At 68.3% G+C, this 13,721-nt stretch carries 11 protein-coding genes; all 11 read left to right on the forward strand.

What is annotated here, in order from left to right; translation table 11 throughout:
* Positions 1 to 422: 422 nt before the first annotated feature.
* The 11 genes from NBRGI_RS09050 (at position 423) to NBRGI_RS09100 (ending at position 13,720) form a co-directional block, all read left to right on the forward strand.
* On the forward strand, positions 423 to 2,186 hold the full coding sequence (locus tag NBRGI_RS09050; RefSeq protein ID WP_036558093.1) for a cutinase family protein: 1,764 nt from the start codon (positions 423 to 425) through the stop codon (positions 2,184 to 2,186).
* Positions 2,186 to 3,361: a M23 family metallopeptidase gene (locus tag NBRGI_RS09055; RefSeq protein ID WP_051727599.1), complete on the forward strand. Its 1,176-nt coding sequence runs from the start codon at positions 2,186 to 2,188 to the stop codon at positions 3,359 to 3,361. Before NBRGI_RS09050 ends, NBRGI_RS09055 begins: the two co-directional genes overlap by 1 nt.
* A 156-nt stretch (positions 3,362 to 3,517) precedes the next feature.
* Positions 3,518 to 4,882, forward strand: a complete 1,365-nt coding sequence (locus NBRGI_RS09060) for a MinD/ParA family ATP-binding protein (RefSeq protein ID WP_051727600.1) — start codon at positions 3,518 to 3,520, stop codon at positions 4,880 to 4,882.
* A gap of 104 nt (positions 4,883 to 4,986) precedes the next feature.
* A complete protein-coding gene (locus NBRGI_RS09065) occupies positions 4,987 to 5,313 on the forward strand; it encodes a hypothetical protein (RefSeq protein WP_148310411.1) in 327 nt (108 codons plus the stop codon).
* Positions 5,314 to 5,555: 242 nt separating this feature from the next.
* Positions 5,556 to 6,092: a hypothetical protein gene (locus NBRGI_RS09070; protein ID WP_148310412.1), complete on the forward strand. Its 537-nt coding sequence runs from the start codon at positions 5,556 to 5,558 to the stop codon at positions 6,090 to 6,092.
* 15 nt (positions 6,093 to 6,107) lie between these two features.
* A complete protein-coding gene (locus tag NBRGI_RS09075; protein ID WP_051727602.1) occupies positions 6,108 to 8,240 on the forward strand; it encodes a hypothetical protein in 2,133 nt (710 codons plus the stop codon).
* Positions 8,237 to 9,811, forward strand: coding sequence for an SCO6880 family protein (locus NBRGI_RS09080; protein ID WP_029894458.1), 1,575 nt, complete (start codon positions 8,237 to 8,239; stop codon positions 9,809 to 9,811). Before NBRGI_RS09075 ends, NBRGI_RS09080 begins: the two co-directional genes overlap by 4 nt.
* 267 nt (positions 9,812 to 10,078) lie before the next feature.
* Positions 10,079 to 11,371: an ATP/GTP-binding protein gene (locus tag NBRGI_RS09085; protein ID WP_148310413.1), complete on the forward strand. Its 1,293-nt coding sequence runs from the start codon at positions 10,079 to 10,081 to the stop codon at positions 11,369 to 11,371.
* Positions 11,368 to 11,865: a hypothetical protein gene (locus NBRGI_RS09090; protein ID WP_148310414.1), complete on the forward strand. Its 498-nt coding sequence runs from the start codon at positions 11,368 to 11,370 to the stop codon at positions 11,863 to 11,865. The genes NBRGI_RS09085 and NBRGI_RS09090 overlap by 4 nt, the downstream gene beginning before the upstream one ends.
* Positions 11,862 to 13,238 (forward strand): type IV secretory system conjugative DNA transfer family protein, encoded by a 1,377-nt coding sequence (locus tag NBRGI_RS09095; RefSeq protein WP_158439834.1) that lies wholly within the window; start codon positions 11,862 to 11,864, stop codon positions 13,236 to 13,238. Before NBRGI_RS09090 ends, NBRGI_RS09095 begins: the two co-directional genes overlap by 4 nt.
* Positions 13,235 to 13,720, forward strand: a complete 486-nt coding sequence (locus tag NBRGI_RS09100; protein ID WP_148310416.1) for a hypothetical protein — start codon at positions 13,235 to 13,237, stop codon at positions 13,718 to 13,720. Before NBRGI_RS09095 ends, NBRGI_RS09100 begins: the two co-directional genes overlap by 4 nt.
* The last annotated feature ends 1 nt before the right edge of the window (position 13,721 follow it).

Genomic DNA, 13,721 nt, shown 5'->3' on the forward strand with positions numbered 1-13,721 from the left:
GAATGGAGGTGCGCGGTGACAGATAAACCGTGTATTCACTGCGGCCGTACGTGCCGTGACCGAGTCCTGAACATTCATCAGATCAGCGAACGAACCGGGCATTCACCGGACCGGATCAGGCATCTGCGCGCACAAGGACATCCCCTGTACTCGCGTGCGTGGAAAAGCAGTGACGCCGCGAACGCCCCGATACTCCTCGAAGCGTCGGTAGTCGAGGAATGGATCCGGGCACGCAAGGCCGCACAGGAGCAGCGGCGATGAGGGCCAGCCACCTGTACAGGAGAAGCCACGGCGACCGTGCACGGCCCTGGCTTACGACGGCGGCATTGACAGCAGCGTGGTCAACCGGACTGGCACTGACCGCGTGCCCTGGACTCGCTGCCCCGGCACCGACCACCACAGGGTCTGGGTGCCCCGCCGTGATGGGAGTGTTTCTGCCGGGGACCTGGGAGACGAACTCCGGAGCCGACGAAACCGTCGCCGTGGGGCTGCTGGTCCCGGTCGCGACGACGCTCGCCGAGCGGTTCGGTGGCGATTTCGAGTTCCGATTCCCGGCGTATGCAGCGGCCGCGTTCGACGGCATGGCCTACGGCGACAGCAAGAATACCGGCGTGGCCGCAGCGCGACGTGTGATCGGCGAGGCGGCGAGCCGTTGTCCGGCAACGAAGTTCGTGCTGGCCGGCTACAGCCAGGGTGCCGACGCCATGGGGGATGTGGCCGCCTCGGCCGGATGCTCCGGTGATCCGGTCAGCGCCGATCGCGTGTTGGCGGTCGGTTTGATCGCTGATCCGCGACAAGGCACCGCCGGCGGCAAACTCGTCGGTCCGCAGGTCGACGGACAAGGCATCGCCGGTCCCCGCGACAGCGGGTTCTGCGCGCTATCGGCGGTGACCGCCGAGATCTGCGCGACCGGGGACAAATATTGTGCCACCAACGCCACCGAGAACCCGATCACCGCAGGCATCGGCCAGGCGTTGACGCGAACCGGGGCCGAACACGACGACCTCGCGAGCGCGCTGACCACCGACCTGTCCACCGCCGACATCACCGAATTGCCGGCCGCCCTCGACGAACTCGGTTCGACGACGTCGGGTACCGATCTGGCCGCGGCGGCGAGCAGAGTCGCCCAGACACTGGGTCCTTTGGCCGAGCTCAGTACCTGGGTTGAGGACAACCCGTCTGCGCGTGCTCGCCTGGATCAGGCAGCGGGGTCGGTGGAGAAAGTCGTCGCCGGAATTCTCGACGGCTTGCGCGAGTCGAACATCGGCGCGGCGCTGGATTCGCTGGCCGAGGTGGGAATCCGCCTGGCCGAGACCCACGCGGCAGGCGCGGCCCAAGCTAGCGCGGGGCAGGCCGCCGATTCGGTTGCCCCGCTGACGGCTGCGGTCACCTCGAGGGAATCGGAGATCATCGCGCAAGCCGCGCAGGGGCTGGCGGTGCTCAAACCGTCGGTGATGTTCGACCAGTTGATCAACGTGGTCGACAACGGACTCTCGTTCGCGGTCAACATCCCCGCCCTGGCGGACGCGCTGAACCGGATGATCGGCGTGCTGGGCGATCCCGCGACCGACATCCCCGGCAAGGTGCGTGCCCTGCACGGGGTGATCGGGGAAGTGCACACCCTGTTCGAGCCGCTGGTCGAGCTGGCCGACGGCGTCGATCTGCACACGGTGGCCCGGCTGATCGCGATGATCCCGGACACGACCGGCACCGCGCAGGTCGCCTCGATACTGGTCGACCTGCTGGCGAACCTGAACGTCAAACAGCTGGCGACGCAGGTCGGGAAGCTCCAGGAGAACGTGTGGGCGCTGGCCGAAACCCTCACCGCGGGAGGCGATCTCCTCGCCATCGGCACCCGGCTGCTGGAATTCATCCCCACCGCACTGGGATTCGCCACCCTCGCGGTCCAGACCCTGACCGGTGAATCGACAACCTCGTCGGGCACCGGGAGCACCGACATCACCAGTGCCGCGCGGACTCTGGTCGACTCCGCCGGAGGAGGCCAGGACGGTGCGGACGCAGTGGGACAGCTGCTGACCGAGGGCCTGCAGGCGGTGGAGTTCCTGCTCTCGGGTGTGCATCAGGACTACGGCAACTACGTCGTGGACTCCGATGGCCGGACCGCGGTGGTGTGGCTGACCGACTGGTTCAGCAACCGTATCCGCCAGGTTGTCGGGGTGCGGTGATGGCCGCGCCGTGGGCGGTTCTCGTGCCGGTCGTCGCTGTCGTCGCGATGACGGCGCTGATCCTCGGCTCCGGCGACCGGGCACCCGAGCAGGCCGGGTGTCTGCCGAATATGCCGCGTCCCCAAAGACAACCGACCTCCCGGGTTGTGGTGATGCCGGTGCCGGAGGGCACCTACTCCATCTCGTCCGGATTCGGACTACGCGAAGGTGGGGAGTTCCACGAAGGAGTCGACTTCGCCGCCGCGGCCGGAACCCCGATCTTGGCGGCGATCGACGGGACCGTGGTGGAGGCCGGACCGGCCTCGGGATTCGGCAACTGGATCGTGGTCGATACCCGCATCGGCGATCAGGTGGTGTCGACGGTCTACGGGCACATGGTCGACGGCGGCATCAAGGTCCTTGTGGGAGACGAGATTTCGGCTGGTCAGCAGATCGGCGAGGTGGGCAGCGCCGGCCAGTCCAGCGGTCCGCACCTGCATTTCGAGGTCGTTCCCGGCGGTCGCCGGCAGGGTGGAGAGCCGATCGACCCTCTCGAGTGGGTCAGCAGCGGGAGTTCGAATAGCGACGTCCTGGCGGCGTACAGTGTGCAGACCGCAAGGCCGAAATCGTCTCGGGATCGGCGTCATTGGGCACAAGCAGCCGGGTACGAGGTTGGCTGCGATCGACGCGAGGTGGTGGCGAGTGGGCCGCGACTGCAGGCAGGTGTTGTCCCGGAGGAATACGAGCCGTGGATTCTGCGCGCCGCCACGACCTGCGCCGAGGTCACCGGACCGATCCTGGCCGCACAGCTGCGTCAGGAATCGGGATTCAACCGCTTTGCGGTGTCACCGGCGGGCGCCGAGGGACCGGCGCAATTCATGCCCGGCACCTGGGCAGCTCATGGCATCGACGGCGACGGTGACGGGCGCACCGAGGTCACCTCCATCCCCGACGCGGTGATGTCGCAGGCCGCCCATGACTGCGATCTGGCCGAGATCGCGAAAGCCGGTCTGGCAGAGGGGCGTTTGCGCGGTGATCTGACCGAGCTGTGGCTGAGCATGTACAACTGCGGCGTCGGAGGAACTTTCGATTCCGGCGGTGTATGCCAGAACGCCGAAACCCTCGGCTACGTCAAAGCCATCCCCGAACTGGCTGCCACCTACGCGGCCGCCGGCACCACGGTAGGGCCGTCATGACCGGCCACGCTCGCCACACCGGCGGCGACACTTGTTGGACCTCGATGCGGTCACCGATGGCGTGTGAACGCCTGGTTCGCAAACTTGAGCGCCTATACGCGGACGACCCCGAAACTGCCATGCCGACAACAGATCTCACGAGGGAGGTGAGTGGCGATGAATGATGACGCATTCGATGTCGACGCCGCGATCGTGGAACGCGACGACTACACCGCCGAACAACCGGTCGACCTTCGTCGGCAACGGTTGCGTATCGGCAGTGACGACGGCGGCCCAGGAATCATCGAGGGAGAAGGCGACCCAGACCACAGCACTGGGAATGCGGGTGTCGGCCCCGACCCGTACGGCGTCGCGCAGACCGACGCCCCTGACCTCGATAGGCCGCCCTCGGCGGAGGACGTCGCCGCCATGCGCGAGGCCCGGCTGGCGATGCTGCTCAAACCCGCGCCGGGTGTGCACACCGACCCGGCACAGTGGGGGTGGCGCGGCCGGGTCAACGCACTGGGGTTACGGGTCCGTCCACGCCGCCGCGGCCCGGAGGTGGCGTATCGGCAAGCGGTGGAACGCATTCGGCAACCATTGGCGGGCACCTCGGTGATCGTCGTGGCGAACCCGAAGGGCGGCAGCGGCAAAACCCCGGCGACGGTGCTGTTGTCGGCGCTGCTCGGTCGCCATCGCGGGGGCCGGGTGGTGGCATGGGACGCGCACGAATCCTGCGGCACCCTGGCCGCACGCGCCGCGCGCTGCCCCGGGCAGCACACCGTGTGGGACGTGCTGGCGCACGCGCGTGAGCTGTGCACCGCCAATACCGACGCCGCGGGGCTGGCGCGGTTCCTGCAACGTCAACCGACGCTGGATGAGGTGCTGGCCTCGGACCAGACACCCGGCGGCAGTGTGTGTATCGGCCGCGAAGAGTGCGCGGCGATCCTGGCCGTGCTGCGTCGGCATCGGGAAATGGTGGTGATCGACACCGGCACCAACGACCGCGCGAGCGGCTTCCGCTGGGCCGTGGCGCATGCCACCCAACTGGTGGTACCGGTGATCGGGCGCCGTGATGTGATCGTCTCGGCCTTGCGGCTGCTCGACGGGCTCGCCGAGGACGGCTACGAGCAGCTGGCGTCGCGGGCGGTGATCGCCTTGTGCGAAGCCGGTCCGCAGTACCGCGACGTCGCCGACACTCTCGCTGCGGCGGGCATTACTCGTATCGTGCGGGTGCCGTTCGACCCGACGCTCGCTTCCGGTGATCGGATCGTGCTGACCCGCCTGGCACGGCATTCGATGCGGGCATGGACCGAGGTCGCCGCGACCGTCGTCGACACCGTCGCGGAAACCCTTGTCGCACGCCATCTTCCGATGGAATCGCGGTTCGTTCCCGAGTCCCGATGGACAGCTGGGACGGACGAGGCAACCCATCAACGACTGCTGGCCTACGCCATGCACGAAAGCGCACAGCAACGCACACAGAAGATCCGCATCCCCGCACAACCCGCCGCAGCCGACGACCTGGACACAGGCTGGTGAGTGACGTGATCAACCACCAAGGAGGTGACATCGGAATGAGTACTGAAACTCCTGCGACACAACGGATCCGGTTGGTAGCTCTACTTAGAGCGATTTGTGCAAGCGTGGTTATGGTCACGTGCGCGGCAGCACCAGCGTCGGCCCAGATCCCGAACCCGCTGAGCGGTATCAAACCGGATTTCGGGCTGTTCGACGGCGCCCTGGACGCGTCGTGGAAACGGATCGTGGCGTTCCTGTGGGCGCTGGTCGTCATCGGTGCGGCGGTGCGCGTCATCGTCGGCGCCTTCAAGGTCAAACGTGCCAAGGCCCGCGGCTACACCAACGACCTCGCCGAAGGCAGCGAAGAGCTGCAGGACGCGCTGGTCGCCCTCGGCCTGGTCGGGCTCGCGTCCCCGATCGTGGCCACCGTGCTGTTCGTCGTCGGCGGCTGAGACGACACGGGTGTGAGGAGGTCGATGCGATGCACAGGCACAGGAATCGATTCGCTGATCTGACACCGGAATCCACCAGTGCGCCCACGGGCAACCGTCCTGGCCCGCAGAACCCGCCTCGCGCCCGGCGGAGGCCGTCGCGGCGGTGGCTGATCGCCGCGCTAGTGACGGTGTCGATCGGAGCGGTATGGGTGCTCGCGACCCAATCGTGCGGGCCACGGCCTAGCGGTGACCACGATCGGATGAACACGGTGCGAGTGGCCCACGGCCCCACCGCGACCGCCGAGGGCGTACCGGTCGGGTACTCCCGCGACCGTGCCGGCGCGGCGACCGCGGCGGTCAATTCGATCCAGGCCCTGACCCAGGCTGGGCAGGGGCGCATCCGGATGGCCACCGTCGAACACGCGCTCGTCGCGCGCGATCCCGGGCCGGGACTTCGGCGGTCCCTGGGCATCGGCGCGAACCGCGCACCAGAGCGCAACGTCGTGAATCTGGTGCCCGCGGCGGTCTCCGTGCCGGAATTCTCGCCGTCGTCGGCGCGGGTGACGGTGTGGACGGTCGCGGTATCCCGCGCGGCGATCAATGACGGCGACCGGGTCTCGGTGATCACGGCCTGGGCGACGCACACTGTGTCGCTGGTGTGGGAGGCCGAGGATTGGAAGGCCAAAGACCTTGTCTCCCAGCTCGGTCCGACACCGGAGCAGACCGTGGCCCCCGACACGCAGTCGCTTCTGAACGAAGTCTTCGAATCTGGCTACTACAGCTTCTATGTGAACTGAAAGGCGGTGAGCAGCATGGTGATACGACAGTTCATCGCCGGGTTGGCTGCCGTGGCGGCACTTGTGGCCGCGCTGCTGACTACCGCCGTTCCGGCCGCCGCTGAGCCGACCAGCCCACCGGCTGCGGCGACGGGCTCACTGCCCCAAGGATTTCCCGACGATCTGCGGCAATATGTGGACGGAACCGACGAATTCCGTTCCGCACCATGGTTTTCCGGTGCCTGCGTGGACCGCGGCGGAGATATCGGCGCGTACGTGAACGCGGTCATGCTGGTCGAGGACCGGCTCATGTACTGGACGGCGAACGACGAGCAGAAGGCCCTGATGCTGGGTGCCGGTCTGCCCTCCAGTGACGCCAGCGTCGCGCGCGGCATCGTGACCAAGCGGGTTGAGCCTCCGAAAGAGATGCTGCCGAGAGTATTTCCCGCCGGTGACCCCTCCTATCGGCTGCCGGAGCCGACCTGCGCGGATGACATACGCCGGTGGGCAGGCACCCGGGCGTGGAACTCGTGGGGTTTCGAGTGGTCACCGCGCCCGGACGCACAATCGATGGTCGAGATCGCCAAAGAACTCGGTGACCGATCCGTTCCCGAGCTGGCCTGGGTCCAACCCTGTTCGGTGCACTTCTCCTACTGCTCGCACGCATACTTCGTCGACTGCACCAATTCCGACCCGGCCACCGGTGATCACACCCGATGCCTGGCATGGAATCGTACGGTCGGCAATCTGTTCGCCGGCACGGCGGAATGGATCGACGCGAACACCAGCCTCAGCGACCGCATCCAGCAGTTCACCGACGGCGCCTTGGAAGCCCAATACGCAGGCGGCCGGGCCGTCGCCCGCGGGTTCGCGTGGGCGTGGGACAAAGGGGCCGGGGTGGTGCGGTTCGTGACCGATCCGCAGAGCGTGATCGACGACTGGGCCAACAGCTCGAGAGACAGCGCGGTCGAACTGTCCGCCCGGGTGCTCGACGGGCTGGCCAGCGTGGGCCGATTCGACCCGAGCGCGGACTGGTTCCTGCGCTGGTACGCCTACAGCACCGGCATCGGGATCATCGTGATGGGCGCGATGACGCTGCTCGCGTTGTGGCGCGCCGCAGCCAAAGGAGAAACGATCAAGACCATCAGCGGCGACCTGTTCGGATACATGCCCGCCGGAGTGGTGCTGATGCTGTTCGCGCCGATGTTCGCGACCCTGCTGGTCACCGTCGCCAACGACGCCTCCGATTCCATCGCCCGCACGGTGGGGCCGGACATGGGCGAGCTGATCACCAACCTGCAACTGTTCACCGGAAAACTCACCGCGACCGACCTCGCCGGAGGCGTGCTGGTCGGGCTGATCCTGTTCCTGCTGCTGATCGCCGGAGCGTTAGCGGTGTTCTTCGGACTGCTCATGCATCAGGTCGCTCTACCGATGCTGGCGGTGGCGTCCGGGATCGGTTTCGGCATGTGGGTCCACCCGCAGTGGCGCAAGAAGGCCCTGCGCCCGGTGCTGGTGTTCATCGCGATCGTGTTCTCCAAACCCTTGCTGTTCCTGCTGCTGGGCACCGTGACCAGCCTGCTCAACTCCGCCGTGAGCGACGGCGGCGACGGGAAGCTCGGCACGCTCGGACAGCTCTGCCTCGTGGTGGTCGCGTTCTTGGTGGTCGGGCTGGCCCCGTGGTCGCTGCTACGGTATGCGCCGCTGCTGCCGTCACGCTCGGACGCGGCCGGGTTCGGGCAATCGAGCTCGTTGATGGCCGGTGCCATCGGCGGCGTGGGCACCGCCATGTGGTGGACCAGCCGCGGCGGACCCGGCCGCCACGGAGCGACGGGCCGGTCAGGGGGTAGCGATCGACCCACCCCAGCTGATGGCGGAGGAGGGTCCGGTCCGCAAGGGGCTCGGGATGGGGGTGGTGGATCGGCGGCATCGCCGACTGGCGCGCGGTTCGTCGGCGCGCTCGGCACCGAGTCCGGGACCCGCCCGCGCCGTGGCGCTGCCGGGGCGCGCCGGGTCACCTCGGGGCTGGGCAGCGTCGCTCGGGGTATGGGCAAGGCGGCGATGGCGGCGACTCCGATTGCTGCACAGGCAGCTTCGGGCGCACTGAACAAGGCGCGCAGCACCGCCGAATCCGCCCCGGGTGACGCCGAATCCGGGAGCGGGGAATGAGCATCGGCATGCGGACCTGCATCCTCGGCGGGGAGATCGCCCGCCGCAGCTGGCTGGGCTTGTCACGGCCGGTCCTGACCGCGTGGGCGCTCAGTATCGGTGCGGCGCTGGCGATCTATCTGCTCGGCGGGGGACAAGCCTGGACCATCGCCACCTCGCTCACACTGCTGGCGGCGGTGTTCGCCATGACCATGGAGTGGCGCGATAAACCGTCGCTGGCTGCGCGCCGTGCACACGATCTGCGCAACTGGACCCGGTACCGCCGCGGTGAACACGCCTACCGCAACCCAGACGACCCGGCTCACGGGGACCGGGCATTGGATCCCGGATGGGAGTTCCCGCCACCGCTGGGCAACACCGCGCCCCTGGCCGTGGCCGGCACGGGTTTGGACGATATGTTCATCGTCCGGACGGCCAATCCTGGTGAGCGCCCGTACTATTCGGTGACCATCGCCGTTGACGGCATCGCCGACGGGCTGCGCGGTGACGCCGCCTACGCGGCGATGTCGGCGGCCTTCGGGTCGTTCCTGGCGCAGATGGCGCGCACCAGCTCCCACGTGCGCGGCCTGCAACTGCTGCACCGCAGCGTCCCCCACGACATGACCCGCCACACCCGCTGGGCGCACACCCGTGTGAAGCGTCTGCACGATGCTCGCCTGCTGCCCGCGGTCGAGTCCTACGGCGTGCTCATCGACACCCTCACGCCGTTGGCGGAGGAACATCGGACGTTCGTGGTGCTGAGGTTCCCGCAGACCGAGGCGTTCATGGCCGACACCGCGCGACTGGCCCGTGGCAAGAACGCACCCATCGCCGGCGGTATCGCCCAAGTCGTGCGCGACGAAACCGAGAGAGCCACCAGGCTTTTGGCGATGGCAGGGATGGGGCGGGTGGACGTGCTGGGGGAACGGCGGATGTGCGCGGTCATCCGCGCCCTGCTGGACCCGAGTTTCGCGATCGACCGCCACCGCAACGCCACCTGGAACACCTGCTGGCCCAGCTACATCGGTGGCCGCGACTGCGTGGCCGTCGGCACCGACCCACGCTGGTGGACCCGAGTCGGGCACATCCGCCCACGTGCGATCGAACCAGTCCCACTCGGCCCCCTGTGGTTGTCGCCGTTGCTGACCGGTGTGGACGCCGATCCGGGCGACGACGACATCGCGCCGATGCCGACGATCCGAACCCTGAGCGTGCGCATGGATTTCGTGCCCGCCCACCGCGCCCGCGCGGCCACCAAGGGCGACGTCACTGCCGATCAGGCCCGCAAAGCCAAAGAACAGGAGAAGGGCAAACTCGACGACGGCTCCACCGAGGTCCTCGCCGACGCCTCCGAACGCCGCCGCCAGGACCTGATGCCCGGCTCGGGCCACCACGGCGTCATCTACACCGCCTCGATCGCCGTCACCGGCCGCAACCCCGACGACCTCGACCGTGCCTGCCTGCGCGTCACCGAAGCGGCCGGAGAAGCAGCCATCACCGACATCGACTGGTGCACAGGCGATCACGATGTCGCAATGTTCACCACCCTGCCCTTGGCGCGCGGCCTGGCCGCGACCCCGCACACCCGCTAGAAGGAGGTGCTCACCGTGCCGCTACGACACCACAGACGCCGAACCCGGCGCACCGCACCGCCGACTGACAACCTGGCCGAACGCCAAACATCCACTGCGGACACCGAATCTGCTCCACGGCGGGCACCGCGACGGTCCCGCTGGCTGGACCGGCACGGCTGGTATGAGCCCCGCAGCGAAGGCGCGTGGAGCACCACCCGCCAAGCCGAGGCGTGGAACCTGGCTACGAGCCGGCGACGGGTCCGCCATGATGGTGTGCTCGCCGGGTTGAACACGCTCTCCGGCGAGCTGGAGATCGTCGATGCGTTCGCCGCCTACGGCGCGGAGACCTCCGGCATCAACGTGTGCGTCATCGGTGATATCGGGCGCGGGAAATCCTCGTGGATCAAGACCGTGTGCGTGCTGCGCCAGCTTGTCGCCGGTCGGCAGGTGGTGGTGCTGGACAAGAAGCCGCAAGCCGGGTGCGGGGAATACACCCCCTTGGCCCAGGCTCTGGGCGCGGAGAGCATTCGGTTCCGCACCGGCGGGGCGGGAGCCCGGCTGAATCTGTTGGACCCGGCGATCAGCGCCGGGGGAGAGCATCACGGTGGCCTCGACGGCGTCGTGCCCGCCGGGCAGGAAGCCCTGGTTTTGGCCGTGCTCACCGACGCCATGGGGCGCGAACTCGACGAGAAGGAGAAAGCCGCGGTCGGGGCCGGACTCGGCCTGGTGAACGCCGAAGCCCGCGCGCAAGGCAGGGATCCGGTGATCCGGGAACTGGCCGTCCGGCTGCTCGACCCACGGCTCGAGGACGGGCACGGCTTCGGTGACCGCTGGAGCGGGCGCGCCTTGGAATGGGGCCTCGAACCCGGCCTGGCACTGCTGCGCCTGGCCGACCGGGATCTGCGGGGCCTGGTCGATGCCCCGACCAGCCCGGCCGTTCGCGACGCGCTGGAGACACATCCGCTGGTCCATATGGACCTGTCCGCGCTGCCGACCGACGGGCCCGCGCTGCGGGTGGTGATGACCACCGCGAACACCTGGCTGGCCAACAAACTCGCCTCGAGATCGGCCGCACACGAGCAAACCATCCTCGTCGTCGAAGAAGGCTGGCATGTCGCCGTCGGCTCCACCGGCGAGGTCTTCCGATCGAATCTGAAACTCTCTCGCGGACTGGGACTCTCGACGGTCTCGGCGTTCCATCACCCAGCCGACACCCCACCGGATTCCCCGGCCCGAGCGCTGATGGCCGAAGCATCGATCGTGGTCCTGTTCGGGCAAGCACGCGCCGACGACGCCGCCGAGACCGTGCGGCTGTACCGGCTGCCCGCCGGGACCGAGGAGACACTGATGCGGCTCGGTCGCGGACAGGCGCTGGTGAAGATCGGGTCACGGGACCCGATCCTGGTCACTCATATCCGGACACCGGCAGAGGTCGCGCTCACCGACACCGATGCCGCGATCACGGGGACACAGATCAGTGGGTTCGCTGCCAGTGAAGGGTTCCCCGAACCCGGGGCAGCCTCGATCAGCGATCTCGCTGTCCTGCGGGCCGAGTGCGACCCCGGAGGCCAGCCGTGAATGCGCGGCGGTGTATCCCCGAACCCGGGCAGCGTGAACCCCTGCTTCCCGCCGGGATGGGATTGGCCGGTCATTGCGTCGCCGTCGTGGTGGTCGCGGTCTTCGGCGGCGGCACCGTGTCCGGGGTGATCAGCGGGCACGGCGCGAAACTAGTTGCCGCCGAACACATGTCGGGGACCCTGGTGCGGCTGGTCATGAACCCGGCTGATCCGGCCAGTGCGTGGCCCAGCGACCCGCGACCGGGACCGGCATGGTTGACCTGGCTGTGCATCGTTCTGGTCGCCACCGCGTGGTGCGTGGGGATCTCCACCGCGCGTGAGGTCTACGCACAGCATGTCCGCCATCGTCGCCGGGATGGACTGGCGAGCGCGAGCGATCTGCGGGTCGTCGGGCTCGATCATCGCGCCGCCGTGGACAAAGCCGCCCGCGAATACCCACGGTTGGCTGCCGACACCTCACGCCGACGACGGCTCCGCGGGCGGTGGTGGCGGTGAGAAGCATTGGGCGACACCGGAGGCCGAACACGGCGCTGGCCGTGGACATCGGCGCGCTGGCTGATCAGCCGCGTCGGCACGTGTGGTTGCAGCACCGCGACGGGGTGATCGTGCACGGACCCACCGGCGCGGGGAAAACCTGGCGGGTAGCGTGGCAGCGCGTCGTCGACGCACCCGGATTCGTGCTCGCCACCACCACCAAAGCCGACCTCGTCGCGGCCACCCTCACCTCACGCGCAGCCCGGGGCCGGGTCGCGGTGTTCGACCCCGAACACCTCACCGGCTGGCCGCACAGCATCGCCTGGTCCATCCTGACCGGCTGCGCCGACCCCGACACCGCCATCCGCCGCGCCGACGCCCTGGCCCGCGCCATGCCCCTGGAAGGCACCCGCAACGGCGCCTACTTCGAGCAGAAGGCCGCCACCATGCTGCGCTGCTGCCTGCACGCCGCCGCGTTGCGTGGGTTGTCGATTCGTGAAGTGCGGGTGTGGGTTTCGTCGCGCACCAACCACACCGCCGTCGACATCCTCGCCGAGTCCATGCCCGACTGGGCCAGCGAACTCGACCAAATCCAGTCCTCGGCCAGCGAATCGGCCGACGACGTCCTCGCCGCCGCCGCGCGACTGCTCGAACCGCTGGCCTCCCCGACCCTGCTGGCGGCAGTCGACGTACCTACCGAAAAGTCCTTCGACGTGGCCGAATTCGTGCTCTCGGGCGCGAACACCCTGTATCTGGTGTCCAAGGGCACCTCGCGGAGCATGGCGCCGTTCGTGGCGGCGCTGGCCGCCGAAGTCCACTACGTCGCCGACCGGGCCTCCCAACACGCACCGGGCAAACGACTCGATCCGCCAGTGCGGCTGGTGCTCGACGAGATGAACAACGTCGCGCCGATCCCGGACCTGCCGCAGATCATGACCGACTCCGGCGGCAAGGGCATCAATGTGTGGGCCTTTGCCCACAACCAGGACCAGAACGAACTGCGGTGGGGCGCCGAGGGCGGCAAGGTGCTGTCCCAGTCCGCGCCCGCCATGCTCGTGCTGCCCGGCCTGCGGGGCGTGGAAGAGCTTTCGGCACTGTCGCGGCTGATCGGAGAACGCCGTCGTTGGGAAGCCACCCTGCACCAAGGCTCACGTAGCTACGTCCTGCACGACGACACCGTTCTGCGCACCGACGAAATCCGGGAACTGGCCACCGATCAGGCAGTGCTGATCTACCGCAATGCCCCCGCCATGGTGCTGCGCCTGCCCAGCGTCTGGGAACACCCGCCTTGGCGCACCGCGGTGACCCACTCCATCGCCGCGTTCGACGACATCGTCGCCGGGCGCACATCCCTACACGCTGCACGTGGCATTCGGGACGGAGGCCAACGATGAACAATGAACCAGCACAACAGGATCAGGACATGACCGGCGCGACTGTGCGGTTGGAGCCGTGCCGGTACAGCTGGCGCGACCTCGGCCAGGCGCAGGCCGCCGAACTGTGGGCGGAACTGATCGAGTGGGTGCAGTGGCTGCGGTGCCGCTATCAGCTCGGCTCCCGGGTGCCGGGGTGCTGGTACCGCCACGAGGTAGTCGTGGAGGAACTCACCGCGCTGATGGCCGCCCACACCGCCGCCTACTGGTGTGCCCCCGATGCTGTTGATCTGCCGCGCGAGGACATGACGGCCTGGCACACCCAATGGCTGTGGCCGACCATCGAACGGCTCACCCGCATCAGCGATTTCTCCGCCTGCCGACCGCACCACTGCCGCTATCAGGCCCATCCCCAGCCTGTGCATGCCGGTGTGGACGACTACCTCGCCGCACAATCCGCCCTCCGGCCCCCACGTGGCGGGCAGTCCGAGGCTGGGAGGTGAG

Origin of the sequence: Nocardia brasiliensis IFM 10847 (assembly GCF_000710915.1) — a bacterium.
GTDB classification, from domain to species: domain Bacteria; phylum Actinomycetota; class Actinomycetes; order Mycobacteriales; family Mycobacteriaceae; genus Nocardia; species Nocardia brasiliensis_A.